Genomic DNA, 25,011 nt, shown 5'->3' on the forward strand with positions numbered 1-25,011 from the left:
GCTATATTCTCTATGAAAGCGCCATCATGAATCAGTAGACTATAAGTTATTCATCCTATTTCATTATGGAAAGGAAGATGACGATGAAAGATTTAGTCAAAAAAGCAGGCGCAATGATGCTCGTAGTTACTCTGCTGCTTGGAATGGTGAGGATTGCCCCCGCTCACGCAGAAGCCCCGCTGTACACGATTGAAAGCGAGAATGCCCAGCTCAGCTCCGACCTCCAGGTGGTTACGCAGATTTACGGAACACCCAAGCCCGGTTACTCTGGAAGCGGCTTTGTGTGGATGCAGAGCTCCGGCACACTAACCTTCTCAGTGACTGTCCCGGAAACCGGAATGTATTCAATTAGCACACGGTATATGCAGGAGCTTAGCGCTGACGGCAGACAGCAGTCTTTGACGGTTAACGGCATTGCCAAAGGTACGTACATGCTGCCCTACACAACTACCTGGAAGGATTTCGACTTCGGCTTCCAAAAGCTGAACCAGGGCGTCAACACCATCCAGATCAAGGCCGGCTGGGGATTCGCGTATTTTGATACCTTTACGGTCGATTATGCTGATCTCGATCCTCTGAATGTGCAGCCGGTCCTCTCCGATCCCCAGGCTACCCCGGAAACACAGCTGCTGATGAACTATTTAACAGAGGTTTACGGTAATCATATTATCTCCGGCCAGCAGGAGATTTACGGCGGCGGGAATGACGGCAATGCCGAGCTTGAGTTTGACTGGATTCACAATCTGACCGGCAAATATCCGGCGATCCGCGGCTTTGATTTTATGAACTATAATCCGCTGTATGGCTGGGAGGATGGAACAACGAGCCGGATGATTGACTGGGTCAATAACCGCGGAGGGATCGCAACAGCCTCCTGGCATATCAACGTGCCCCGTGACTTTACAACCTATCAGGCCGGCGAATTCGTAGACTGGAAAAAAGCCACCTACAAGCCGACAGAGACCAATTTTAATACTGCCAATGCAGTCGTTCCCGGCACCAAAGAATATCAGTATGTGATGGCGGCTATCGATGATCTGGCGGAGCAGCTGCTGATTTTGCAGGATAACAATGTTCCAGTTCTATTCCGTCCTTACCATGAAGCAGAGGGCAACGGCGGGCTGAACGGGGAAGGCGCCTGGTTCTGGTGGGCATCGGCCGGGGCTGAGGTGTACAAGCAGCTATGGGATCAGATCTATACCAAGCTCACAGAAACGTACGGTCTGCACAACCTGATCTGGACCTACAACAGCTATGTATACAGCACTTCTCCGGCATGGTACCCGGGCAATGACCAGGTCGATCTGGTCGGCTACGATAAATACAATACGATTTACAACCGCTATGACGGATTGTCCGGTGTGCCTAATGAGGATGCGATTACTTCGATTTTTTATCAGCTGGTGGACTTAACCGGCGGTACCAAGATGGTAGCGATGACAGAAAACGACACCATCCCGAGCGTAAAGAACCTGACCGAGGAAAAATCCGGCTGGCTCTACTTCCTGCCTTGGTACGGTGAGCATCTCATGAGCAACGCTTTTAATTATCCCGCAACCCTGACGACGCTCTACCAGAGCAATTATGTCATTACCCTGGATGAGCTGCCTGACCTGAGTGTGAATAACCCCATTCCAAATGCATCTATCACACCGGCAAACGTCGAGTTTGACAAGTACGCGTCTAATCAGAGCGACAAAGCTATAACCGTAAATCCTAACGGCAATACGCTAACCGCTCTCCGGGCAGGCACTGCCGTTTTGACTGCAAATCAGGATTACACCCTGAACGGAAATACGCTGACTCTGAAAAAAGCGTACCTGGCCCAGCTGCCGGTCGGCGAGCATTCCATTGTGCTGGACTTCAATCAGGGACAAGACCCTGTCCTGAAGGTGAAAATCATTGATACAACACCGGGCCCGGGCCCGGACGCTACAATTTCGCCTGTAACTGCAGCCTTTGACAAAGCGGCAGCCCTGCAGCAGGACATCTCCGTAGCCCTTACCTTGAACGGGCATCAGCTGACAAGTGTGAATAAAGGAACCGCTGCGCTTGTCTCCGGCCAGGATTACACAGCAACAAGCACTTCTGTTGTTCTGAAAAAATCGTATCTTGCTGCTCTGCCGGTCGGCCAGCATGTGATCACCTTTCATTTTAACGCGGGGAATAATGCCGTTCTTACCGTGAATGTGACGGACAGCAGTGTTACCGTACCGTCAGGAAACCTGACGGTCCAGGCCTTCAATGGCAACACCAGTGCCTCCAGCAACGGCATTTCGCCAAAATTCAAAGTGATCAACAACGGGACTTCCGCGATCCAGCTTAGTGACGTCAAGCTCCGGTATTACTATACCATTGACGGAGACAAAGCTCAGAGCTTCTGGAGCGACTGGGCCAGTGTCGGAAGCGCGAATGTTACCGCTAATTTTGTAAAGCTGGCTACCCCGGTTGCCGGAGCGGATTATGCGCTGGAGATCGGCTTTACGAGTGCAGCGGGAACCCTTAATCCCGGCCAGAGCGCAGAAATCCAGACCCGCTTCTCCAAAAATGACTGGTCCAACTACAATCAGGCTGACGATTACTCCTTCAAGGCCTCCGCTACCCAGTTCGCCAACCATGATAAAGTCACCGGTTATGTGAGCGGCCAGCTGGTGTGGGGAATTGAGCCTTAAGCAGGCAAGAAAAAAGAGTGGGTCAGGGGTAGTCCTGGTCCACTCTTTTTTTCACCGCTGACATTATTTGTTCAACATAAATAAAGGGTTAAACTGGCAGACGCTTCTTTAAGCTTACAGGCAGGACCGTTACAAATATTAGGTCATAACGAAATTTAATAATTGAGCAGATAAAAATCTCCAGTTATTATTAAATCAAGGAATTATCTACATACAAGCAAGTCGATGGTCCGCTCTCACTAAGTACTTTAAGGAGGAATAGGAACATATGAAGTTCGACCTTCGAGAATTAGCGCTGTTTGCAGAACAGGCTGTAACAAAAGCGGGTAACCGTATTTCCGAATTGCGCAGCCGGGAAAAACTTGAAGTGAATTACAAGGATGCCGGTGAACTGGTCACATCAGCTGACTTGCTGTCGGAAAGAATCATTCAAGAAGCCATAATGGAGACATTTCAAGGTCATCGGATTCTTTCGGAGGAAGATGGAGTACATAACTGGGATAAATTTAAGTTCGACGGGCCAGTTTGGGTGATCGATCCCTTAGATGGAACCGTTAATTTTTCCCGGAATCTACCCCATTATGGAGTTTCTCTGGCTTTTGCCCTTGATGGCGTAGTGCTGGCAGGAGCCGTATATGCGCCGGTTTTGAACTGTACCTATATTGGGATTAAAGGGGAAGGAGCCTTTTGCAATGGCGAGCGTTTACGAATTCGTAATTGTACTTCACTATCAGATGCTGTCATTGGCACAGGTTTTCCGCATGATTCAGCAAAAGTGCAGCCAGCAATTGAAAGAGTGAATCGGCTCCGGAGAAACTGTCGTGACATTAGGCGTTTTGCTGCACCAACAGTAGACATTTGTTATGTGGCGTCCGGAAAATTAGATGCGCATACGGAAAGTCTTTCACCATGGGATGTAGCCGCTGCAGGCTTAATTGCACGTGAGGCGGGTGCAATGAGCTGCCATGTACAAGCAGTGCCTGATGGCATTCCTACTGATCTCTATGGGGAAGAGGTCGTATTCACGACACCCGGAATCTCTGAGGATCTCTTGACATTATTGCGGATGGACTCTGAATAAAACTGCCAAGATTTTGACTAACGGGAAACGATAACCCAATGAAATCATGGAAGCAACCGATCACGTCGATCGCTTGCTTTTGTTCAACTAACGGGTAGGATACTGAAAAAATATACCGAAATTACTATTATTGAAAACTATTTTGGAGGGATAGCATTGACTGAGGATTTTTATTGCGATGAGGTATTGAGTGGTCGTACTGATGTACAGAAAGTCTTTGAGACTGATAACGTTCTTGCATATTATCATACACGCCCTTTTTACCCTGTTCACATTGTTACGATTCCGAAGAAGCACATCTCATCGCTTTTAACGCTGGAACAAGGTGACAACGAACTTCTAATTGAGTTGATGGACGTTATTAAAAAAGTGGCGTCGCAAGTGCAGTCTGAGTATGGGGCTTGTAGGGTATTGACTAATTTGGGTCAGTACCAAGACTCTAAACATCTTCATTTTCATATAATCTTCGGTGAACCATTGCGCTAATCGTATTCGTCCTGCTCTCTAAACTTCCGGGAAACATTAGCTAAACAATCCCAAAGCTATCCGGAATTTACGTGTTAATTACTCTTGAGCTCAGAGGCTGGTTAGCGACCGGCGGTGTTTAATGTGATCGTTGAAATTGATGGGTATTTCGAGAATGCACTTGTTGTTGGCAAGACATGTTCAATAGCTGAATTAAGGAAAAAGGTTGCGGTTACTAAAACTCTTTGTAATAACAAAGCGGATTTTACAGATGTCTTTTGTAGGCTTTTTTACTTTAATCGAATCCCCTCACAGTATGAGGAAGGGGTACGGCTAGATTACGTGATTGATATTGATACTGGACATATTTATATGCCAAGATATTAAGCAAACGGAAAACGATTGATCAATTCTAAAACAACGACAACCGCACTAACGGTGAACGTCAGTTAAACGACAACAGCGGCAGTCAAAGACTTTATTTTCAAGTCATTGACTGCCGCTGTTTCTTTAGGTAATCAGTCCAAAGTTACTTTTTTGAAAGCTGAGTAATTTTTAATTCAAGAGCCCTGTTAATTTAACAGCCTCTGTCAACCAAAAAAAGCCCCCGCCAAAAATCAGCAGAAGCTTTTCCCTCTTATATTCATCTTGTACTCCCCACACAGCCTACCTGTTCAAAATCACATTCACTTCCTCAGCCAGCTTATCCAGGCTCTCCTGAATGTTCAGGTTCTCCAGCCAGATTTCGTTGATCCGGCCGCCCATCAGGTCCTCGATCTCGTGGTATGCGCCGGTCATTGGACGCATTTTGCTGAATTCGAGCTGGTCGGAAGCTACCTGGTAACCAGGGAACGCCGCAATGGTCTCTTTCATCAGGTCCGTGTCCAGTGAAGATAGGCGGGTCGGCAGGTAGCCCGTGTTGGCAGAAGCGTAAGCAGCCTGCTCGGTATCGGACAGCCATTTCATGAATTCGAAGGCGGCCGCTTTTTCCTGATCCGATCCGGTATTAGCCAAGTACGTATTGGAGCCGCCCACCGGCACACCCCGTGTTCCGTCTTCGCCTGTCGGGATCATCGATACGCCCAGCTCAAGCCCGTTCTTTTGCGCCATGCCCGCAAATGTCTTGTAGCCACCGATACTTGAGAAAATCAGGGCCGTGCTCGGCTTGGCAATCGCGGCATAAAAGGCATCTGAATCAGTAACGCCCAGCACTTTAACCAGTCCTTTGGACTCCAGCTCCTCAATGAAGGTAATCAGCTTAACCGCACCTTCGCTGTTGATATTCGATTCCGTTTCTTCCTTATTAACGACCGTAGTTCCGGAGTAGGAATGCAGCAGCGCCTCCATCACCCAAAAATCATAGTTGAACAGATACATCGGCGGTTCGCCGGTAGCATCATGTGCTGCCTGCAGATACGCTTCAAGCTCGGCAAAGGTAGCCGGGCCGTTCGCATTAAGTCCCGTTTTTGCCGCCAGCGTCTTGTTCACATACATCACCGGTACACTTCTCATATGAGGGAAAGCGTACAGGTCCTCATTGACGTACAGGTTGCCCAGATCTCCGATCTGAAAATCGGACCGGTCAAAATCCGTTGCCTTAATATAAGGCTCCAGATTCACAATAATATCGTTATCTGCAAAACCCTTGGTCATCGCCACTTCGTCCACAAACACATTCGGCAGCGTTCCGGCAATGGCCGCGGCATTTACTTTTTGCTGCATTTCCCAATAGTCGCCCTGATACTCAGCATTAACATGGATGTTCAGCTCGGCACCCTTGGTTTCATTGAACTGGTCCACCAGCGCCTGGTTCACCTCTTCGACAGCGGAGGTCCAGAATTGCAGCTCGATAGTCTGATCCCCTTTCTCATACGGTGCAGCCGATACTTCAGCATCTGTCTGTGCACAACCAGCCAACCCCATTGTTACAGGAACTGTCATCATCAGCGGCAGAACTTTCTTTTTCCACATACTCATTATCCACTTCTCCTCCTGGAACCTTCTCTAATGTGTACTGCTGAAGCTATGGATCAGCACGGGAGCCCGCGGACGCTGCCGCTACTTCACTCCCATGTAAGTAAACGCCTTGATAATCTGCTTGCGCGCCACCACAAATACAATCAGAATCGGCACAATCAGCATCATATTACCGGCCATGACAATCTGCGGGCTTAAGCCCTCAATATCCTGGAGCCTCTGAATCCCGAGTGGCAACGTCCGGACAGCATCCGTCGTCGTCCACACCAGCGGAAAAAAGTAACTGTTCCACGTCCCGATAAACGTCAGCAGAGCAAGCGTAGACAGAGTTGGGATCGCGGCGGGCATCATAATCGTGTAGATGATTTTGAATTCTCTGGCATTATCGAGCCGTGCGGCTTCGAGCTGGGAGTCTGGAACCTGCATGAACGTCTGCCGCAGCATGAAGATAGCCGTACCGCTGGCGATAAAAGGGACAATCAGCGACACGTAAGTGTTCAGCAGCCCGGATTTCGCAAACATAACGAAGATCGGCAGAAAGATCAGCTGTCCGGGGATCATCATTGTTGCTAGCACGGTGCCGAACAGCCAGTTTTTCCCCTTAAAATCAAATCTCGCAAACGCATAAGCCGCCGGTACAACCACCAGCACCTGACCAATCAGCGTTCCCAGCGTAATAATTAGGGAGTTCCGCGTATAATGCAGGAAATCTATCCGGGTAAAAGCATCCTTAAAATTCTGCCACTGCAGCGACTCGACCCAAAATTTCGGCGGCATCGCCAGGACTTCGCCCAGTGTTTTGAAGGCGGTCAGGATCATCCAGTAGAACGGCGTCAGGAAGATGACGATCAGCAGCACCGAGATGAGAATTCGCAGCACCAGCCCGGGCGCTCTTATCAATGTTTTCACAAGTCTGCTCCTTTACCGGTAATGGACCCGTCTGTTAAGGGCCTTAAAGTAGAAAATCGTAATCAGCCCCACTATAGCCATCAGCACCACCGCCATCGCCGCCGCATAACCGACCCGGTAGTACTCAAAGCTCTGCTTGTAGATACTGAAGATCAGCGTGTTCGTGGCATTCGCCGGTCCGCCCTGGGTCATGATGTTGATCGTCTCGAATACCTGGAAGGAGCCGATGATGTTCATCAGGATCAGAAAGAACAGGGTAGGGGAGATCATTTTGAGCGTAATTTGGAAAAAGACCGACTGCTTCGATGCATTATCCAGCGCCGCAGCCTCATACAGATGAGCGGGGATCGAGCCAAGGGCCGAGGTGATAATCAGCGCATTGAAGCCGACCGACTTCCACACCGACACCAGCACCAGTGAAAATAACGCCACCTGCTTATCCGTCAGCCAGCCCACCGGCCCCGCCCCGATCAGGGAGAGCAGATAGTTGAACAGCCCGGTATCCGTATTCATCAGCCACATCCAGATCAGCGAGACTGAGATTAGGGAGATGATGTTCGGCGTGAAGCTCAGTGTCTGGATGAAGCGGTTGATGAAGGTATTTTTCTGCAAAAAGAGGGCCAACAGCATAGCCAGCACCATCACCAGCGTCACATCCATCACCATGTAGAGCAGCGTATTACTCAGGGTACCGAGAAAATCACGGCCCTTGAACAGCTCGATATAATTATCCAGTCCCGCGAACTTCATCGGCCCGCGCATGTTCCAGGTGAAGAAGCTCAGATATACGTTATAGAGAATCGGATAGATGTAAAAAATCGTCAGGATCATCACCGCCGGCGCAACCAGCAGATAAGGCAGCAGCTTCATGCTCTTACTACGGTTCTTCATGCTGTGTCCCCGATGGAAGGAACAGTCACGCCTGCTCTGCTGCCGTCTGCCGGAATCCGCTGCTCCTGTGCGTCGAAAAAGAATAAATGCTCCTTGTTCACATACAGCTTAACCGGCTCCAGGCTGCGCTCGGGACTGTCGAAGCATTTGACGGCTACGCTCTGCCCGCTTGCAAGCACCGCTTTATAAATCACCTCTGAGCCAAGCAGCTCGCGGCTGCCTAGAACAGCATCCAGCTCAAGCATCTGCTCACGCGCAAGCCCCTGCTCGGGCACAAATTTTGCTTTTTCCGGCCGGAACCCGAAGAATTCCGCCCCGTGCGGTGCTTCGCTAAGAATGCCGCCTGACCGGGCAAGATCCAGAATGTTCATCGGCGGCGTGCCGATAAAATGGCTGGTGAACATATTACGCGGCTCATTGTAGATCCCGTGCGGCGTATCCTCCTGCATAATCCGCCCGCCGTCCATCAGCACAATCTGTGTGCCCATACTCATCGCTTCCACCTGATCATGCGTAACGTAGATGAAGGTCGCGCCCAGCTTCTTATGCAGCTCAATCAGCTCGATACGCATCTGCTGGCGGAGCTTGGCATCGAGGTTCGACAACGGCTCATCCATGAGGAAAACCGCCGGCTTCTTGACCATCGCCCGGGCCAGCGCGACCCGCTGCCGCTCCCCGCCGGAGAGAAACTCCGGCTTTTTGTGCAGATGCTTGGTTAAGCCCACTGTCTCCGCAATTTCAGTGATCAGGCGCTTCCGCTCGGCTTTGGGCACCTTATTATTTTCCAATCCGTATTCGATGTTCTTCTCCACCGTCATTGTGGGGTACAGCGCATAGTTCTGAAAGACCATCGCCAGATTCCGTTTGCCCGGCTCCACCTGGTTCATGCTTTTGCCGCCGATGGAGATCAGGCCGCCTGTCTGCTCCTCCAGCCCGGCAATCATCCGTAACGTCGTCGATTTACCGCAGCCGGACGGCCCGACCAGCACGGTGAAGCTTCCGCTCTCAATCGTCAGATTCAGTCCTTCTATGATGCTTTTATCGCCGTAGGCTTTGCTTACGTTTTCCAGTACAATGCTGCTCATGGTTTCCTCCTATGAAAACTATGGGGCTTCGCCACTTCCCTATAGTGTTAATAAATCAGTCGTCCAAATTATACCGTCACCTTGCTCAGCGCCGCCACGCCGACATCCGGCCGGTTGGTCATAATCCGTGTTACGCCGAGCTGCTGCAGCCGCAGGATCTCCGCTTCGTCATCCACGGTCCACGGATTCACCTCATACCCGTTGCTCTTGGCTATTTCCATGAACGCCGCGTCCACGCCAAGATAATACGGATGCAGCACATCTGCCTGGCAGCTGGCCGCATATTCATCCAGCCGGTAGTAGCTTTCCATAAAAGCAATCGCCGTCCGCAGCTCCGGATACTCGCGCTTCAGCCGGGCCATTGCGTTATGGTTAATGGAAGAGATTAGCGTCTGCTCCTGATAGCCGCTGGCTTTTACCAGCTCTGCCGTGCGGACATTTATTTCCCCGTATGGGTTCGCATAATCCTTAGTCTCAATGTTGATGTACAGCTGATGCTCCTTGGCGAACTGCATGACTTCCTTAAGCTCAGGAATCCGGCTGCCTTCGGTGCTGTACTCACCGCAGAAGGTGTACGAGAAGTCATATTCCCGGAGCTCCGCCAGCGTCAGTTCGCTAACCCGGCCTTTGCCGTTTGAAGTACGGTCGATCGTGTGGTCATGTATAACGGCCAGCTTGCCGTCCCGGGTCAGCTGCACATCCAGCTCAATTCCTTGCGCCCCCATACGGCGGGCCAGCTCAAAAGAAGCCATCGTGTTCTCCGGCGCATAGGCGCTTGCCCCTCTGTGGGCCAGGATCGTGGTCTTATTCATTGCGCTACCCTCTCAGCCCGATGCAGACATCCGGCCGGTCCGTAATAATCGCATCCACTCCGGCCGCAAGCATCCAGCCAATATGCTCGGGTTCATTCACCGTCCAGGCATTAACCTGCACTCCGGCTGCGCGGGCTTCCTCCACAGCCTCACGGTTCACTCCGAAGAACACAGGATGCAGTGCGTCAGCCTTGGTCAGCTTGGCGTATTCAGCCCCCTGGTACAGTCCGGCAATGTACAGCAGGCCTGTTTTCATCTCCGGATACTCATTCTTCAGCCTCACCATCGAGTAATGATTGAACGAGGAGAAAATCACCTGCTCCGTCAGCCCGTACTCCCGCACCAGCTCAGCTGCTGCGCCGGGAAGCCCGGCGTACAGCACCATTTTGGACAGAATATCCTTGACCTCAATGTTCAGGTACAGCCCGTGCTCCTTCACCAGCTCCAGCACCTCTCGAAGCGTAGGGATGCGTGCAGTTGTATATTTTTCTGCGAAACCCTTATTAAAGTTGAAGGCTTTCAGCTCCTCTAGGGTGTAGGCAGTAATGTCACCCTGTCCGTCTGAGGTCCGGTCAATGCTGTCATCATGAATGACGACGATTTCCCCGTCCTTGCTGAGGTTAATGTCAATTTCAAAACCGTCTGCCCCCTGCTCAACCGCCAGCCGGAAGGCTTCCATCGTATTTTCAGGGGCATAAGCGCTTGCTCCGCGGTGGGCCAAAACCTTGCAGTTGTTCATAATCTGTACAACCTCCTCATAATGGGTTTATATAGAACATCATTAACAGACTAGCAAAACAGCTCCTTCTCCCGCTTTAGGTACAGCGGCAGGCAGCGAATGGATCTCCCTTGCTAAAGCGCCAACCTCAGTCTGTCGGTTCAGAGTCAAATCGGTTTAAGTGTACTTTATACAATTAAAACAAGGGGAATTAATCATTTTAAGAAAATAACTGTATTTCGTGCATCTATTCCCCTTAAAAATGCCGGTTCCCGGCGTTTTCGGCAAATATAAATGTATAGAGTGCAGTTAAAACCTGCAGCGGAGCTATTTAGCCAGGTTTAGTTGCAGAAAGTACAGTTATTTCAGCCGGCGCATTCATTATGCCGTGCCATTACCTACGAACAGGTCAAGTGCATCACCGAGAAGAAGAAAGGGCAGGCACTGCCGCCTTTATTTGATTTCACAGGTTCTTCTCGCTGTGGAAGCGATAGATCGTCTTCTCATGAGGTTATAAATTTAGTTGCGTGCTATATTAGCTTGTTCTTTCATGTATGATCCCCGGCAGAACAATATCGGCCAGCGTGTCCAGCACATAATGCGGTTCAATCTGCATCTGCTCAATATCCATGCGGGAGCTTACTCCCGTTAGCACCAGTGCGGTGTGCATGCCGCTGCTATGGCCCATCAGAATATCCGTCTCCAGCCGGTCGCCGACCATCAGGCATTGCTCCGGGGCAAGTCCCAGCTTATGCAGTGCTTCCCGGGCGTAGTACAGTGACGGCTTGCCCATCACCAGCTCAGACGGCTTCCCCGCTGCGATCTCCAACGCCTTGACAATGGCCCAGGTATCGGGGATATATCCGCCCGGCACCGGGCAGACCGGATCGGGATTGACGGCTACCAGCCTGGCGCCCGATCTTGCCGCCGTCATTCCTAGCCGCAGCTTCTCGTAAGTGAAGCTGCGGTCCATGCCGATCAGCACATGCGTCGCCGCTGCCGGTTCATCCGTGACAGCCACGCCGCACAGCTCCATCTGCCTGTGCATCACCTCTTCACCGACCAGGTACAGTCTCGCCCCCGGCTCCTGCCTGGCAAAATACATCCCGCTGACATAAAGCGCGGTCAAGATCTCCTCTTCCCGGCAACTCAGGCCCATTGCGGCCAGCCGGTTCAGGCAGTCCAGCGGGGTGTGCACCGCACTGTTGGTGAGAAAAAGAATTTTTTTGCCGCGCCTGCGCAGCTCTGTTACTGCCTGCTCCACTCCCGGAAGCAGCCGGTCGCCTATGAACACAGTTCCATCCAGATCAAAGCAATATGCCTCATACGAAGCGATGTCCATCTGCGGCCACCTCATTTCTCTCATGTTGCCGGTACAACCGGAATTTTGCGCACAAAAAAACCAGCTTCAGAAAGGAAGCCCTCCTCTACGCGTATAAGCATACGTTAGATCGGAACACCGATTTCTGACCGCTGGGTTTTCTCATCGTCTCCACCCCGGGGTGCTGTATGTAGTTTCAGTTCTTTCCATAATGACGCGTCGCCGATGGATACATAGTCTGCGCCGCTTTCCAGTGCACTGCTGATCTCTTCCCCGTGCCGGATCAACCCGCCGACAATTAAAGGCTGCTTGATACGCTGCTTCATCTCCCTGATAATCCTCGGCATCAGACCGGGCATCAGCTCAACTTCATCAGGATTGCTCGACTTAATCATGCGCAGCGCGGTTTCTATGGCCGCCGAGTCGATTGCGAATACCCGCTGGATACTGGCCAGCCCATGCTGTCTGGCTGTGGTGATTGCATTGCTTTTGGTAGTAATAATCCCGTCTACCTTAAAAGCCTCGGCAAGATACTGGATCGCCGCCGCATCCCGCCCGATTCCGCCAACCATCTCGACGTGTACAAAAACTTGCTTGCCCGCCTCCTGCAAAGGCCGTACAAGCTGTCCCAGATTGTTAATGTTGCCGGTCATCAGGTTTACCCTTTTCACCGTGCAGCTTATAGCCTGCCTGATCTGCGATTCTTCTGTAATGGAAGCAATGATGGGGTTATGCTTCATCCCGAGGCACACTCCCTTTCGCTTATCGCCTGGTCACCGGCTTGTATAGCTTCCGGCCCTGAAACCCATGTTACAGCTCTTTTGTTGGCTCCGTATTCGGGCTATGTAAAAGTTAGTGTTAACGGGGAAGCAGCCATTTTGCCTTCTTTTAACCAAATGATCGAGAACCTGCCTGCATCATCGCACAAAAAAAGACACCACCGGAGTGATGCCCTTCTGCGAATCATATGCTTTTACAGCTCCAGACTCTCTCCGTATTCAAGCGCCGTACCGGCAATCCCTTCCTTGTTAAGAGATTCAACAAAGCTGGCCACATCCTGGCGGATCGGCGGGAAGGTGTTATAATGCACCGGCAGCACCTGCTTGGCGTTCAGCCATTTAGCAGCAATCAGCGCATGCTCCGGCCCCATCGTGAAATGTCCGCCCATCGGAAGAATCGCCAGGTCGATGTTATACAGCTCGCCGAACATTTTCATATCGCTGAACAGCCCGGTGTCGCCGGCATGCAGTACGGTTTTACCTTCTGCTTCAATAATGAAGCCCGCAGGCATCCCGCCGTAAACAATCCGCTGCTCATCGTCCAGCGTAATGCCGCTGGTGTGGAAAGCGTGAATCATCGTAGCCTTGGCAAACCCAAGGTCCACCGTTCCCCCGATGTTCATCCCGATGGTCTGCTTAACCCCCTTCCACCCGATATACGTAGCCAGCTCCACAGTCGCAACCACCGGCGCATTATTAGCAATCGCAATCGGCGCAGCATCCAGAATATGATCCGCATGTGCATGGGTCAGCAGCACCGCATCTGTCTTAATATCCTCAGGCTTCGTCACCGCAGCCGGGTTACCGCTAATAAAAGGATCGATAATCAGCGACTTGCCGCCTACCTCAAGCTGTACACAGGAATGGCCGTGAAAAATAATCTTCATCTCTTATCTCTCCTCATCATCTATTAGGATTATGGACTTACCGTGCAAAAGCATACCGTTTACGTTACAATGACAAATGAGCATGGACAGGCGCTGCAACAGTTGCGGTTTCCTCTGCTTCCACCGCTCAATATATCTAATTTTATAACGAACGTCTATATTTATAATATATTCGTTATCACTACCTGTCAAGAGAGGCGTGAGAACGTGCTGTCTGTCGAAAAAACCATGCTCTTCCTGCTGTCCCGCGTGGACCAGATGAGCTCCCAGCAATTTGTCGAAATCTATGAACAAAGAGGCTACACCTCTACCTATATCCGCAACAGCCTGTCCCGCCTGAAAAAAGAGGGCTACATCGCCTCACCCGCCCGTTCCCTGTACTGCATAACCTCTGCCGGACGCGCCTACATCAAGTCCATTAACAGCAAGCCCGCCCGTTATGAACAGCAATGGGATCATACCTGGGATGTGGTCATGCTTGAAGTGCCGGAGCAGGAGCGCAAGAAACGGGATGCTTTTCGTACGGCTATTCTGCAGCTTGGCTATGGGCTTCTATATAACAGTGTCTACATCTCCCCCTGGAATTACCGCCAGGAAGTGACCGAGTATGTTGAGAGCCTGCAGCTCACCGGCAATGTCTCCATTCTGCGCGGCGAGTTTGTGGAAGGAACCATTACCCCGGCCAAGGCCTGGGACATCTGGCAGCTGGACAAGCTCGAAGCCCTTTACTTAGACAAAAGCGCCTGGATCACCCGGGAGTTTATCCCGCTTGCAGATAAGGCCATAAGCAGCGGTGAGGCACTGCCGCTGTTCCTGCTGTTCCTGCAGATCGGCGAAGAAATGAGCGGCCTGATTATGGCCGATCCTTCCCTGCCGGATGAGCTGCTGCCTGATGGCTGGCCCGGCAAAGCCGTTATCGCCGAGCTCCAGGCCCAGTGGCGCAGGCTGTCTGCAGCGATGCCGCGGGATTCCTTTTATGCACAGTTTACCTGAGATAGCAGACTCGGTAGGAAATCAAGGGAAAAAGGGGCAGCCCCCTTGCGGGCTGTCCCTTCTGTGTTTCTATTATACCTGCCGGCCGGTGGCCAGCAGCTCTTTGACTGCATCAAGGCTGGTAAGCGGGGCCCGGCAGGCAAAATTGCGGCATTCGTAGGCCGTAGCCTGTCCATCCACTGCCGGCTTATCCTGCAGATGAGGCAGGAGCGTGTGCAGGTCTTCCCCGTCATCGCCTGCATAGTTGACAATCAGCGAGGCATCCGGCAGGTAAGTCTGCTGGACCTGAGCCAGCATGCTATGCAGCACCGGGTCCTCCAGCTTGCCGGACAGCACCCATTCGCGTCCGCCGGACAGTAGCGCCAGATGTGCCTGCAGGTACATAGAATAACCGGGCGGATATTCTCCCGCCGCAGAGGCCAATACTGCCGCAGTCCGCTCGGCTATGGCCTTCAGCTCTACATCCTGCGTAATCACCGACAGCTTGTACAGCTGCTTGGCTGCAACCGAGTTACCGGACGGCAGCGCCCCGTCATACAGCTCCTTGGAGCGGATCGGCAGCTCTTCCCCGTCTATGCCGGTGAAGAAAAATCCCCCGCCTTCCTCGTCGCTGAACAGCGCAAGCAATCCATCCTTCAGCTGCAGCGCCCGGTCCAGATGGATCACTTGGCCTGTAGCTTCGTACAGCTCAGTCAGGCCCCAGATCAGGAAGGCATAGTCATCCACGTAGGCAAGAATCGCCGCTTCCCCGTCACGGTAACGGGCCAAGAGGCGGCCATCCTCACGCCGGCGCAGCTGCTCCCAGATGAAATCTGCCGCTGCTGCCGCAGCCTTGGCATACTCCGGCTTTTGCAGCGCTTTTGCACCTTTCGCCAGTGCCGCGATCATCAGGCCGTTCCAAGCGGTAAGCACCTTGTCATCCTTCAGTGGATGAATCCGCTCCTCGCGGTAAGCGAACAGCTTCTCGCGCCACTCTCCAGTCCGCGTCTTCATACCGAGCGGATTCATGCCCATTCGCTCAGCCATGTCCTCCGGCAGACCCTGCAATAGATTTGGAATATTGGCACCTTCAAAGTTACCTTCTGGCGTAATACCATACACATGGCAGTACGAGTGCATATCCTCCAAATCCAGCGCTTCCGCCAGCTCATCGCGGGTGAAAACGTAGAACTTGCCTTCTACACCTTCGGAATCAGCATCCTCAGCAGAGTAAAATGCCCCTTCAGGCGAAGTCATATCACGCCGCACATACGTAAAGATCTGCTCGGCAATCTCCGCATACAGCGGCTTCCCGGTAATCTGGAAAGCTTCCAGATAAGCGATGGCCAGCAGCGCGTTATCGTAGAGCATTTTCTCAAAGTGCGGCACCAGCCACTCCCGGTCCGTAGAGTAGCGGGAAAATCCAAAACCGATGTGGTCGTAAATCCCGCCGCGGTACATACTGTCCAGCGTCTTCTCCACCATCCGCAGCGCTTCCGGCTGCTGGTAAGTTTGGCTGTACGCCAGCAGGAACGACAGATTATGCGGCGTCGGGAACTTCGGCGCATTGCCGAACCCGCCGTACTCCTCATCGAACTGGCGCTGGTATAGCTGGAACGCCTCATGCAGCAACTCTTCGCCAGGCAGCGCTCCGCTACCTTCGCCTGCCTGCTGGGCATTCTTGCAGTCCAGCTCCTGCAGATCTGCGAGCAGCTCATCGCCGAGCTTGTCCAGCGCATCGCCGTCCTGCTCCCATTTCGTATGGATCTGCTCCAGAATATCCATAAGTCCAATCCGCCCCAGCATCCGCCGTTTCGGGAAATACGTCCCCGCATAAAACGGCTTCTTGTCCGGCGTCAGCAGCACCGTCAGCGGCCACCCCCCGCTCCCGGTCAGCGCCTGACACACCGACATATACAGCCCGTCAATATCCGGCCGTTCCTCGCGGTCGACTTTGATGGCTACGAAGTTGTCGTTGAGGAGCTTGGCTACGTCCTGGTCTTCGAAGGATTCGCGCTCCATTACGTGACACCAATGGCAGGTGCTATAGCCTACAGATAAAAAGATCGGCTTGTTCTCCGCCTGCGCCTTGACAAAAGCCTCCTCCCCCCATGGATACCAATCCACGGGGTTGTGGGCGTGCTGCAATAAGTATGGGGATTTTTCATTTATTAGTCGGTTTGCCTGTTGACCTTCTTTGAGTGCCATAAATGTAGCCTCCTTGTGCTAAATATGCCATTGTTAGTATTACCCGTTGGGAGACTATAAGACACTAATGGTAAAATGATCCGCGAAGATAAAACATATTCTCAGCAGCGCCAGGGCTTTTAAGCATCAAAACTTCCTTTATCATAATCTTTATCAGGTTTTGGAAGATCGCGGAACGGATTCAGCTTCTCAAGCAATTTCTCCCGTTTCTTGCGAACCTTTTCACTTATTGGTGGAAGATTGGTGGAGGACAAATTCCTGCTGAGTTGTATACTCGCTGTACGGGCAAGTGCGTCAGGCCAGCCAGCACACCAAACATCTGATGAAGCTTCCGCCTCATATGCGTCACGAATGGCATTGATATCCTTAATAGGGGTTCTGCATAGCTCATTGATTAACGCGCTCACATGGCGTGGAATCGCAGTCTTTACGCCAAGATCAATCGGATCACACTTAAAAATATCCCCATTTTCTTCATAAATCTCAGTGACGAGAATACCATAAGTGTCGATGTTTACATAATCACTGACAAACTTCCCCTTATATGTGGTACGAGCAAAGTAATCCCGCTTAACGTTATACATTGAAAGTTCAAACAATATTTTTACATTCTCACCTTTAATCGTCTTAAAAGCAGTAAAAGGACATACTTTAACAAATATAATCTTTTTGTCCAAGGTTCTTTTCTCCTTTTATATTATATAGACCAGGGGAAAGCGTACCTTAATTTTAATGCACAGTCTTATACACAAGTCCTGTCCGTATGCTGTAACCCCCTATAAAATAAATATAATTGCAATCATCATATATGAATACCGAATATTCTTTTTTAACAATATGTATACAAGGCCATAAAGAATCGACATAAGGAAAGCATAGACACCTGTTTGACCTCCCTGGAGTAAAATATGTATGAGCCCCCATGTGAGCGCTAGAAAAATCCCTCCATAAGGCAGACTGCCTCTTTTTATGAGCGTTTCACCAAACTTTTGTCCAAAAGCAATTGTTAGCAGGATCAAGGCAGCTTCAAACATATAATAGACATTTTGAAAAACGAATTCAACGATACCATTATATTCTTGAACTGGCTTACGCATTGATAGTACAACAAAAAAGATACAAGGTAAGATTATTGGGTCTTTTTCCGTCCTTATGCTGAATAAACAAAAAGTTGGCTGCATAACACAGCCAACTTTTTGTTTATTATTTTTTTTAGTCCTATTTAACATAATCCTCAAAAGCAATCTTATACTCAGAGTAGTTCTCAGGATTGTTTTTCTCAAATATTTTCAGAATAGCCGGTTCCCGAAAATCTATAGCATCTACTGAAAAGTAGATACTCTTGATATCTCCATCCTCATTATTGTCAGTCTTATAGGATTCTATTATTTCACCCTCCTGAGTCAGTTCCGTGGCTAACAAATTTGCTGATCCATTGGGCAGATAAGCAGAAAATGTAAGGTAATCATAGTTAATAAAACTCGAAACTTCTTCAATAGTTGATGTTCTATCATACTTCGCGTATTGGTTACTTGAATATATTGCCACGTATCTGTAAGGTGTGTCGATAAAAATATCCATGTATTCGAACATACTATCGTTGCTGGTTGAAGTTACTAAGGGTAGCATAAAATCTTCACCAAAATAACCCACATCTTTTTTTCCGTCATTGATCGCCTCAAGGATTTTATCATCTGTCAAACTATAGATATATCCGAAACCGGATTGTTCTGCTTGCACATTTTTTCCAGCCGTTTCGTTTGTTATATTTGAGCCGTATGTATTCTCTTCTTCTATAATATCTTCACTTTCAGGGATCTCTGCTAACTGATTGTCGCTTATTCGGGTACTCCCTTTTTCCACTAACTCATATTTAGTTAATCCATAAAATAACACAATATTTATAACTAAAGAAACTGATAATAAAACAAATAGGATTTTAACCTTCATTACTACTGCCCCACCCTTTGTCTACTTATGAAATCGTATAGTGCTAAAAATGCCTCTCCTTTCCGCCACAATGCAATAACCGTACCATATTATTGTTTCTCTGTCACACCAAAAGAGAGCTCCTCTTGCGCTCCCCGCCATTACTTGTCCAAAAGGAATTTTTGAAATTGAATCCGTTAAAAACATATAACGACCAATATACCCTATTTAGGTAACAGGTCGTTATATGGGGAGCAAAATGACAATAGTCAAATTAGATTGGACGATTCAACCAATCAACTTCAGGGTTGTTAAAGAGTTCAAAATATTTCAATGTATTCTCTCTTCCGGATTTAATCAAACCTTCTTTTTGATCGGAAGTTATACTGAAGTTGGTTGAAGAGATCTCATTAGAATCAATGAAGACAGTGCGAGCTTTATCGTCACTATTTAGGCTTATATTTTGCTGAAAATCTAAAATCGTCCCAACTAAGTTTTTTGTAAACTCATACATATTACTAATATCATGCTCTTTAGGCGGTATTGCTCCAGATAGTACATCTTTTAAAATTTTTGAATCCACTCTAAATCCAAGAGTTTCCATGTTAAAAGAACCTTTCCCTTTTATATCGCTACGTTCCAGATAATATTCCTTATTAAGTCCATTCTCTGGCTTACTCAGATATTTTTCAAGATCAAAGAGTCTTATCGGGTAATTCATTAATATCCCGCCATCTGCATAAATATTCCCTCCGTACTTTACTGCCTCGAAAAATAAAGGTATTGACATTGAAATTCGTACAGCATCTGCTACTCGCATATCAGGTGTTTCCTCGTGAGAAAAAGTTTTGGAAAAGTGAGTTGACAAGTTAGTCCCTACGAAGTAAAGGTCTTTGAATTTCCTAGTAACCTTCAATTTTTGTATGTCTGCAAATGTGGAATCTCGACTTCCGGTTTTTTCAAATATTTTTTCTTCAATCCAATGCAATATTGTATCTCCCTTAAACCAACCGTAAGTATGCAAAAATCTCGCAGTATTAAGCGTAAACAATAAATCGTCATCCATGAACTTTTTCAAATCCATTCTTTTCAATTCATCTCTTATATTATCAAATGAGTAATTTAATCCGACAAGTAACGCCACAATGGCTCCTGCTGAGGTTCCTCCTACTCGTTCAATCTTAGGCAAGATATTATAGTTATTATTGGTTAGCACTTCTATAACACCTATATACGCAACCCCTAAAACTCCGCCACCCTCAAAGACTAAATTTTTAAAATTGTACACCATTTGCAATAAGCCTCCTGTTATTTAATTTGCAGAGTTGCATTCCAATGTTGATTTTTGTTATTTCTAATTTAACCGTTGATAAAATTTATATGCTTTTAGTTATAATTTCCTAAATTTGTTAACAAATGAATAAAACAAAAACCGAAGCGAAAGATTCGCCCCAGTTCTCAGAATCATGTATCACGGCTACACTCTTTTCTTATTCCCTCCCGCTCCTCCCTCCGCAAATCATTCAATGCATTCTCAAAAGAATACGGGAACTTAGCCCGGAGTCTCGACAGCTTCTCCATCTCCCCATGATATGCTTGCTCTGGAGGTGCTTCAGATGTATCAACGTATCCCCGGCTTATCCTAAGAATTAAACAAACTGGGTGATCTCTATGTACAATAGAATCCGCAATCTGCGCGAAGACAAGGACCTGACGCAACAGCAAATGGCCGAGCTTTTACATATTACACAAGCCACTTATTTCCGCTACGAAAATGGGAATCTGGATGTGCCAAGTGCTGTTCTCATTACTCTCGCCAATTTCCATAAGGAAAGCATCGAATTCTTCTTTCTTAGATCCAACATTCATACATTATAGTGGCAGCCCTACATCAATAGCTCCAGACACTTTTTTAACTATTCTACTCAGATCAGTTCATTACAAGAATATCTCTATTTCCATTTTATTGTATTATATTGTTTAATTTTAGGAGATTTAGTTTAATTTTAACTTGTCGCGACAAACACTAATTCATGGAGGCTGCTCAATGAAACTAATTAAAGTAATTTTATGTTTTGCATTACTGCTAATTTTTCTCCCTTTAAGTTCTGCTCCGGCAAACGCTGCCACCGAAGAAAACACCCTAACCTTTGATCTTGGAACAGATGAAGGAACTGCTTCTTTGGATAGCTTATCAATTGATGAATTCCAGTCATTTATTGATCAACCAGGAAATACGATATTAATTACAGGGAATGACATTGATAAAGTTTCGTTGTATGAAAAGTTTTTAAAAGCATTAAAATTACCTCTTTTCTTAGATGATGATGAATTTGTCGAAGCTAATCCAGATATTGATTTTAATAATAATAATGAAACACCGACTTCGATAGATGGTTTTGAAAATGTACTTGTGTCTACAAAAACCACTTCAATAGCCATCTACAACGCCAACGGTAAAATTGTTGTATTGCAAAATGATGAGCCAATAAATGAGTCATTTAATAAATCAGATACAGAAATAAATAGTTTAAGTGCAAATATGGGAAATACTTTGCCTGAATTATTGAATGACTTTAAATCAGACATGGATGCAAAATATTCTGGAGTTGCTGCCAGAAGCGTTACACAGGGAAACATTCTTACAAGTATTAGAAAAACACTTACCACCAATGGAAGTTACACTGCAATTGGTGGTGCCACGGTTAATTATGTAGCAGGTACAGCAGTTACGGATTATATTTTATACGCTAATACTGCGGGAACTCACTTTTATGTGCTTGCAGATTCTCAAATATCCCCCGCAGGGGTAGCTAGTGCTAATGATGCAGTTTGGACCACTGGCTATAAATCCAATATCAGAACAAATTCCAGTACGAATTCTCTGATTAGTTGGTCTCCAAACACCAACTCATTGCAACTGGATACCAATAGCACATATACCGTTGGAGCATCAGCTTCAGCCACAGGAATAGCTCTTAGCTTTAGCTACTCTTGGAAGGGTGCTCCTTCAACAACAATGCAGTCTGTAGGGGATAAAGTAACTGGTCTGACCACTGAGTATGTTTATAAGACCAATGGCAAGGCTCTTGCCACTGATAAATTCACAATCGGTCATGGCGCTTTGATTCAAGCTACAAATCGCGTGCTCTCATTCTCGGCAAGCCATCAATTTAGAAATGAGGTTGTTTACACTTCTGGAACAACATGGTACTCTACAAATGCAACAAACTTATCTTATAGTTTCTAATTAGACTAACTTTTCACCAAAGAGATGGAGTTTTCTCTTTGGTGAAAAGTAATTCCAGGAGGATGATTATGCTCAAATTACTGCTCGGATGTACTTCCATTTTGTCTTCTGTAATTATCCTGTGTACTGGCTTCATCATTTCTGCTCTAAAGTCTGTTCAAGAAAGCTCAAATGAAAATAGCGGAGCTTTTAATTATGGAATCTTTGATATTAACTTCCTCTGGTTTATCATTCCTTTAATCCTTTTGATAATAGGCTTCACATTTCTCTATTCATACAGCAAAAATAATAAGGTCCCCCAGCATTAACAACCAACCAAATAACCCACAACAAAAAAAGCTCCAGTGACAGCCACAGGAGCTTTCCCTTTACATCTTCACTTCGCCAACAGATCCGCCAGCTCTTCCGAATTCTTCGCTCTTAGGTCTAGCATCCTCTCACTATTGCTGTCCTTAATCAGAAAGCCGTTTTTGGTTTCAAAATCCATGTATACACTGTATTGCACGGCTTCAGAATCATCATAGGTAACGGTCATCCGGCAGGATGGCGGGCCTACATCAACAGCTCCGGGCATTTTTTTAACAGTCCTTATAGCATCTCCGATGATTTCAAGGCTTTCAGCATCAGTGTAGGTGATTGTGGCTGTGTCGGAAACGAGGCTAACACTAACAATTTCTCGCTTAGGCAGGATCATTACAATGATTAACGTCACCAATACAATTAATGAAGTGATGTAGATGATTTTCCTCTTCATAAGCTCCTCCTTCATACCTTAATCCAAGAGCGCCCATAAACATCCCAACAGAATGGCAGCAACTAAATGAACCAAAGGCAACAGGGGCAGCTTCGATACCAGAACAGCACCATTCTTATTTTTGTTTTTGATCTTTTTTATCAAATACAGCACCAAACAAATAATATAGGTTATAGGATATGAGCTCGTTAATATTATAAATAAGAGCACGATTGCTTTTAAAATAGATTCTTCTTGCCCTGACCAGCTTCCGGCTAAAGACATTATGTTAGCTAACAAAACGAACGGATAGATAAACAAAGGTAATGCACCCAACACAAAAAACGTTATATATCGTATATTCCTTGACATTAATACACCTCTTATATTCTGATTATAGGTCCTGCCCCTCCCCGGCATAAACCTCCAAATACTCCATCATCTCCGCGATTCCCTTAAACTGTAGCTTAAGCCGCTCATTCAGATTCTCCAGCGCCACCTGAAAAGAACGCTCGAGGCGTTCTCGGTACAGCAGGAATCCGCTCCTGCTCTTCATACCTTCTCAGTGTTGTGGTGCTGACCTGCAGGATGCCGGCAATTCGGTTCGGGGTGTATGTCAACTGCTACGATAACATAACTGGCTTTTGCCGGGGAAAAGGATACGATTGTGTACGGTGAGAACTTCGGCAGTGTTACCCTCGATATTGTCGGCAAGTACAAAGCTCACTAAATTTCATGCTCTACCAGTTTTTTGCGCTTAACAAAGAGGTCAGCTTCGACATCTTTTTTTATCAATCCAAATTTATTATTAAACATACAGATTGCTTCCGAAAAATTGATGACTGTCATTGTTTTTCCCGATGGCGTTAATTCTTCTGCTACGAAAAACTCTACGCCCGCAAGATTAAGACTAGATGGCTCCGTCTCTTCATCGTTACTTAAGCACAGCTCACCTTTAATGTTCAATCTTGCATTTTCAATGGTCCAATGAAAGGTCTCAATAGAAATGGAGCCCCAATTCATGATTTCAATCCAGCCAAAGCCATTTTCCTGGAAAATAACTCTTTCGTCTCCCTGCGCTCCAGGCTCGTACATGCAATCCACTGACCAGATTCCTTTTATATCTTGGCTTGTCATCACTGCTCCCCCAATGTATAACTAAACACCGTCTTCACTTTCTTTCCGTTCGTGAATTCGAACTGCAGCTCTGACCCGTTCCCGCCGCTTCCGGTAAACCGGAGGCCATCGTTTTTGAAGCCCGGCATATCGGTTGGGTTAATACCAAACTCCGTATAGAGCAGTATTGCTTTATTAGCCTTAAGATCAATTAGCGTCAGCAGTCCTTCCGAAGATGAACGGGCTACCAGGTAGTTCTCGCCAATAGCTTCAATAGCGTAGCTGTCATCCGGTGTGCCTGCTAACTTGGAGACATTCCAGGTTTGCTTAACCGAAGCATCCGGGGCAATTAAACGGACCGTATAGCCATCGTTCATAACAGCGTTACCGTCATATGTCTTGATATTCTCGGGATAGAACTGCCAATAATGAGCTTCAGACTGGCGAAGAATGGCACCCTTTTTCACAAAAAGATTAATGACGGTCAGGTTTATCGAAGGCTCGCCGCTGGAATTTTCAATGGTTACTAAGTCTGCATCCTCGGCAATTTTGACGAATGAAATCCGGGTATCTGCAACATAACCTGGAGCTAGCTTTGCTATGGATGTTCCCAGAGAACGGACCACTCCTGCCCCATCCCGCTTATATAAAGTTCCGTTCACACCATTGATAAAATACGCATCATTGTTAGTCCTGCCGTCGCCAACAAATTCCGGATAACTGATCACGGCCTCGCGGCTTGCTGCATTCCAATTCAGTGTGCCTCCGATGGCATCACTGACAAAACGCAGGGGCACATAAAGATGCTTATTGATCTGCTGAGGTGCTGCTGAATATGTAACCTTTTTCCCGTTAACGGTTGCGTTCCGCTCCCCGGCCTTCATGGTGCCTTTTGTGAACATATTCTCGATCGAGATTACCTTCGTACGTTCGTCATACTTAACTGTTAAGCCGCTAATATAATAGAAGCTGTCCAGCGGAAGCATAACCGTCCCTTTTACCAATGAAGGAGCCCCTAAGGAAGAGGTTATTTGCTGGTTGTTAAGATAGACCCGGATCACAGGTAATACGGAGGACTGCGCTTTACCTGCTGCTGCCGCTGCAACGGATGGAGCGGACTGAATGAAACCGATGATTAGAATGCCAAGCGCGAGCATCCGGATGAACAATTTTAAGATTTTCACTGATGACCCCTCTTTCTAGTTT

General features: G+C 47.8%; 24 protein-coding genes. 6 read left to right on the forward strand and 18 right to left on the reverse strand.

Going from position 1 to position 25,011, the window contains the following annotated elements; translation table 11 throughout:
* Positions 1-83 precede the first annotated feature (83 nt).
* The 3 genes from NST84_RS18145 (at position 84) to NST84_RS18155 (ending at position 4,239) form a co-directional block, all read left to right on the forward strand.
* On the forward strand, positions 84-2,672 hold the full coding sequence (locus NST84_RS18145; RefSeq protein WP_342561567.1) for a glycosyl hydrolase: 2,589 nt from the start codon (positions 84-86) through the stop codon (positions 2,670-2,672).
* 268 nt (positions 2,673-2,940) lie between these two features.
* A complete protein-coding gene (locus tag NST84_RS18150; protein ID WP_342561568.1) occupies positions 2,941-3,753 on the forward strand; it encodes an inositol monophosphatase family protein in 813 nt (270 codons plus the stop codon).
* Positions 3,754-3,909: 156 nt separating this feature from the next.
* The gene (locus NST84_RS18155; protein WP_342561569.1) at positions 3,910-4,239 is read left to right on the forward strand and encodes an HIT domain-containing protein; all 330 of its coding nucleotides are present in this window, start codon (positions 3,910-3,912) and stop codon (positions 4,237-4,239) included.
* Between the two features lie 645 nt (positions 4,240-4,884).
* Here the strand turns inward: NST84_RS18155 and NST84_RS18160 are convergent.
* The 9 genes from NST84_RS18160 to NST84_RS18200 form a co-directional block, all read right to left on the reverse strand.
* On the reverse strand, positions 4,885-6,195 hold the full coding sequence (locus NST84_RS18160; RefSeq protein WP_342561570.1) for an ABC transporter substrate-binding protein: 1,311 nt from the start codon (positions 6,193-6,195) through the stop codon (positions 4,885-4,887).
* 81 nt (positions 6,196-6,276) lie between these two features.
* Positions 6,277-7,104 carry a carbohydrate ABC transporter permease gene (locus NST84_RS18165; protein WP_342561571.1) on the reverse strand — a complete coding sequence of 276 codons (828 nt, stop codon included), beginning with the start codon at positions 7,102-7,104 and terminating at the stop codon, positions 6,277-6,279.
* A gap of 12 nt (positions 7,105-7,116) precedes the next feature.
* The gene (locus NST84_RS18170) at positions 7,117-7,995 is read right to left on the reverse strand and encodes a sugar ABC transporter permease (protein WP_342561572.1); all 879 of its coding nucleotides are present in this window, start codon (positions 7,993-7,995) and stop codon (positions 7,117-7,119) included.
* On the reverse strand, positions 7,992-9,080 hold the full coding sequence (locus NST84_RS18175) for an ABC transporter ATP-binding protein (protein WP_342561573.1): 1,089 nt from the start codon (positions 9,078-9,080) through the stop codon (positions 7,992-7,994). The genes NST84_RS18170 and NST84_RS18175 overlap by 4 nt, the downstream gene beginning before the upstream one ends.
* Before the next feature lie 68 nt (positions 9,081-9,148).
* Positions 9,149-9,892, reverse strand: a complete 744-nt coding sequence (locus tag NST84_RS18180) for a glycerophosphodiester phosphodiesterase family protein (RefSeq protein ID WP_342561574.1) — start codon at positions 9,890-9,892, stop codon at positions 9,149-9,151.
* Between the two features lie 4 nt (positions 9,893-9,896).
* Positions 9,897-10,631 carry a glycerophosphodiester phosphodiesterase gene (locus tag NST84_RS18185; protein ID WP_342561575.1) on the reverse strand — a complete coding sequence of 245 codons (735 nt, stop codon included), beginning with the start codon at positions 10,629-10,631 and terminating at the stop codon, positions 9,897-9,899.
* Positions 10,632-11,145: 514 nt separating this feature from the next.
* On the reverse strand, positions 11,146-11,976 hold the full coding sequence (locus NST84_RS18190; protein WP_342561576.1) for an HAD-IIA family hydrolase: 831 nt from the start codon (positions 11,974-11,976) through the stop codon (positions 11,146-11,148).
* 80 nt (positions 11,977-12,056) lie between these two features.
* Complete coding sequence (locus NST84_RS18195; protein WP_342561577.1) at positions 12,057-12,671, reverse strand: glycerol-3-phosphate responsive antiterminator; 615 nt, start codon at positions 12,669-12,671, stop codon at positions 12,057-12,059.
* 233 nt (positions 12,672-12,904) lie between these two features.
* Complete coding sequence (locus NST84_RS18200) at positions 12,905-13,597, reverse strand: metal-dependent hydrolase (protein ID WP_342561578.1); 693 nt, start codon at positions 13,595-13,597, stop codon at positions 12,905-12,907.
* Between the two features lie 207 nt (positions 13,598-13,804).
* Between NST84_RS18200 and NST84_RS18205 the strand changes: the two genes are divergently transcribed.
* Positions 13,805-14,590 carry a PaaX family transcriptional regulator C-terminal domain-containing protein gene (locus NST84_RS18205; RefSeq protein ID WP_342561579.1) on the forward strand — a complete coding sequence of 262 codons (786 nt, stop codon included), beginning with the start codon at positions 13,805-13,807 and terminating at the stop codon, positions 14,588-14,590.
* 72 nt (positions 14,591-14,662) lie between these two features.
* Here the strand turns inward: NST84_RS18205 and NST84_RS18210 are convergent, their stop codons facing one another.
* From NST84_RS18210 to NST84_RS18230, 5 genes are all read right to left on the reverse strand, one after another.
* Positions 14,663-16,777: a thioredoxin domain-containing protein gene (locus NST84_RS18210; RefSeq protein WP_342561580.1), complete on the reverse strand. Its 2,115-nt coding sequence runs from the start codon at positions 16,775-16,777 to the stop codon at positions 14,663-14,665.
* A 119-nt stretch (positions 16,778-16,896) separates the two neighbouring features.
* Positions 16,897-17,454 carry a hypothetical protein gene (locus tag NST84_RS18215; RefSeq protein ID WP_342561581.1) on the reverse strand — a complete coding sequence of 186 codons (558 nt, stop codon included), beginning with the start codon at positions 17,452-17,454 and terminating at the stop codon, positions 16,897-16,899.
* Positions 17,455-17,553: 99 nt separating this feature from the next.
* Positions 17,554-18,006 (reverse strand): hypothetical protein, encoded by a 453-nt coding sequence (locus NST84_RS18220; RefSeq protein WP_342561582.1) that lies wholly within the window; start codon positions 18,004-18,006, stop codon positions 17,554-17,556.
* Entirely contained in the window at positions 17,996-18,727 is a 732-nt protein-coding gene (locus tag NST84_RS18225; RefSeq protein WP_342561583.1) for a hypothetical protein, read from the reverse strand. The genes NST84_RS18220 and NST84_RS18225 overlap by 11 nt, the downstream gene beginning before the upstream one ends.
* A 253-nt stretch (positions 18,728-18,980) precedes the next feature.
* Positions 18,981-19,997 (reverse strand): patatin-like phospholipase family protein, encoded by a 1,017-nt coding sequence (locus NST84_RS18230; RefSeq protein WP_342561584.1) that lies wholly within the window; start codon positions 19,995-19,997, stop codon positions 18,981-18,983.
* Between the two features lie 380 nt (positions 19,998-20,377).
* Here NST84_RS18230 and NST84_RS18235 point away from each other — a divergent pair, with 380 nt between their 5' ends.
* Both NST84_RS18235 and NST84_RS18240 read left to right on the forward strand, forming a co-directional pair.
* Positions 20,378-20,584, forward strand: a complete 207-nt coding sequence (locus tag NST84_RS18235; protein WP_342561585.1) for a helix-turn-helix transcriptional regulator — start codon at positions 20,378-20,380, stop codon at positions 20,582-20,584.
* 169 nt (positions 20,585-20,753) lie between these two features.
* Positions 20,754-21,956, forward strand: coding sequence for a hypothetical protein (locus tag NST84_RS18240; RefSeq protein ID WP_342561586.1), 1,203 nt, complete (start codon positions 20,754-20,756; stop codon positions 21,954-21,956).
* A 376-nt stretch (positions 21,957-22,332) separates the two neighbouring features.
* On the opposite strand, the gene NST84_RS18245 is transcribed toward NST84_RS18240, so the two are convergent.
* The 4 genes from NST84_RS18245 to NST84_RS18260 form a co-directional block, all read right to left on the reverse strand.
* Entirely contained in the window at positions 22,333-22,710 is a 378-nt protein-coding gene (locus NST84_RS18245) for a hypothetical protein (protein WP_342561587.1), read from the reverse strand.
* A gap of 373 nt (positions 22,711-23,083) precedes the next feature.
* Entirely contained in the window at positions 23,084-23,245 is a 162-nt protein-coding gene (locus NST84_RS18250) for a hypothetical protein (protein WP_342561588.1), read from the reverse strand.
* Positions 23,246-23,415: 170 nt separating this feature from the next.
* Positions 23,416-23,826, reverse strand: a complete 411-nt coding sequence (locus NST84_RS18255; protein ID WP_342561589.1) for a hypothetical protein — start codon at positions 23,824-23,826, stop codon at positions 23,416-23,418.
* Positions 23,826-24,989 carry a copper amine oxidase N-terminal domain-containing protein gene (locus tag NST84_RS18260; RefSeq protein ID WP_342561590.1) on the reverse strand — a complete coding sequence of 388 codons (1,164 nt, stop codon included), beginning with the start codon at positions 24,987-24,989 and terminating at the stop codon, positions 23,826-23,828. The genes NST84_RS18255 and NST84_RS18260 overlap by 1 nt, the downstream gene beginning before the upstream one ends.
* Positions 24,990-25,011 lie beyond the last annotated feature (22 nt).

The sequence above is a fragment of the Paenibacillus sp. FSL R7-0345 genome, from assembly GCF_038595055.1.
In the GTDB taxonomy this organism is placed as follows: Bacteria; Bacillota; Bacilli; order Paenibacillales; family Paenibacillaceae; genus Paenibacillus_AQ.

What these genes read in the sequence shown, in the direction of transcription:
- NST84_RS18145 (WP_342561567.1), top strand. Translation starts at nt 84, where the DNA reads ATGAAAGATTTAGTCAAAAAAGCAGGCGCAATGATGCTCGTAGTTACT.
- NST84_RS18150 (WP_342561568.1), top strand. Translation starts at nt 2,941, where the DNA reads ATGAAGTTCGACCTTCGAGAATTAGCGCTGTTTGCAGAACAGGCTGTA.
- NST84_RS18160 (WP_342561570.1), bottom strand. Translation starts at nt 6,195, where the DNA reads ATGAGTATGTGGAAAAAGAAAGTTCTGCCGCTGATGATGACAGTTCCT.
- NST84_RS18170 (WP_342561572.1), bottom strand. Translation starts at nt 7,995, where the DNA reads ATGAAGAACCGTAGTAAGAGCATGAAGCTGCTGCCTTATCTGCTGGTT.
- NST84_RS18175 (WP_342561573.1), bottom strand. Translation starts at nt 9,080, where the DNA reads ATGAGCAGCATTGTACTGGAAAACGTAAGCAAAGCCTACGGCGATAAA.
- NST84_RS18180 (WP_342561574.1), bottom strand. Translation starts at nt 9,892, where the DNA reads ATGAATAAGACCACGATCCTGGCCCACAGAGGGGCAAGCGCCTATGCG.
- NST84_RS18185 (WP_342561575.1), bottom strand. Translation starts at nt 10,631, where the DNA reads ATGAACAACTGCAAGGTTTTGGCCCACCGCGGAGCAAGCGCTTATGCC.
- NST84_RS18190 (WP_342561576.1), bottom strand. Translation starts at nt 11,976, where the DNA reads ATGAGAGAAATGAGGTGGCCGCAGATGGACATCGCTTCGTATGAGGCA.
- NST84_RS18195 (WP_342561577.1), bottom strand. Translation starts at nt 12,671, where the DNA reads ATGAAGCATAACCCCATCATTGCTTCCATTACAGAAGAATCGCAGATC.
- NST84_RS18200 (WP_342561578.1), bottom strand. Translation starts at nt 13,597, where the DNA reads ATGAAGATTATTTTTCACGGCCATTCCTGTGTACAGCTTGAGGTAGGC.
- NST84_RS18210 (WP_342561580.1), bottom strand. Translation starts at nt 16,777, where the DNA reads ATGGCACTCAAAGAAGGTCAACAGGCAAACCGACTAATAAATGAAAAA.
- NST84_RS18220 (WP_342561582.1), bottom strand. Translation starts at nt 18,006, where the DNA reads ATGTTAAATAGGACTAAAAAAAATAATAAACAAAAAGTTGGCTGTGTT.
- NST84_RS18225 (WP_342561583.1), bottom strand. Translation starts at nt 18,727, where the DNA reads ATGAAGGTTAAAATCCTATTTGTTTTATTATCAGTTTCTTTAGTTATA.
- NST84_RS18230 (WP_342561584.1), bottom strand. Translation starts at nt 19,997, where the DNA reads ATGGTGTACAATTTTAAAAATTTAGTCTTTGAGGGTGGCGGAGTTTTA.
- NST84_RS18235 (WP_342561585.1), top strand. Translation starts at nt 20,378, where the DNA reads ATGTACAATAGAATCCGCAATCTGCGCGAAGACAAGGACCTGACGCAA.
- NST84_RS18240 (WP_342561586.1), top strand. Translation starts at nt 20,754, where the DNA reads ATGAAACTAATTAAAGTAATTTTATGTTTTGCATTACTGCTAATTTTT.
- NST84_RS18245 (WP_342561587.1), bottom strand. Translation starts at nt 22,710, where the DNA reads ATGAAGAGGAAAATCATCTACATCACTTCATTAATTGTATTGGTGACG.
- NST84_RS18250 (WP_342561588.1), bottom strand. Translation starts at nt 23,245, where the DNA reads ATGAAGAGCAGGAGCGGATTCCTGCTGTACCGAGAACGCCTCGAGCGT.
- NST84_RS18255 (WP_342561589.1), bottom strand. Translation starts at nt 23,826, where the DNA reads ATGACAAGCCAAGATATAAAAGGAATCTGGTCAGTGGATTGCATGTAC.